Annotated in this window: 1 protein-coding gene; it reads right to left on the bottom strand. The window is 75.4% G+C overall.

Translation table 11 applies throughout. The features are described 5' to 3' along the window. A partial coding sequence (locus tag AA75_RS29755) for a polyketide synthase (RefSeq protein WP_149038449.1) occupies positions 1–354 on the bottom strand: 354 nt, incomplete at both ends.

The following is a 354-nucleotide window of genomic DNA, read 5'->3' on the forward strand; positions in this document are numbered from 1 at the left end:
ACCCCGGCCGCGGCCTGGGTGTGCCCGATGTTCGACTTCACCGACCCCAGCCAGAGCGGCCGATCCGCGGTACGGCCCGCACCGTACGTCGCGATCAACGCCTGCGCCTCGATCGGGTCACCCAGCCGGGTGCCGGTGCCGTGCGCCTCCACCACGTCGACCTCGGCGGGCGCCAGGCCGGCGTTGGCCAGCGCCTGGCGGATCACCCGCTGCTGGGCCGGACCGCTGGGCGCGGTCAGGCCGTTGGACGCACCGTCCTGGTTGACCGCACTGCCGCGCAGCACCGCCAGCACCCGGTGCCCGTTGCGCCGCGCGTCCGACAGCCGCTCCACCAGCAGCAGACCCACCCCCTCG

It is taken from the genome of Kitasatospora sp. MBT63, from assembly GCF_000710465.2.
GTDB lineage: Bacteria > Actinomycetota > Actinomycetes > Streptomycetales > Streptomycetaceae > Kitasatospora.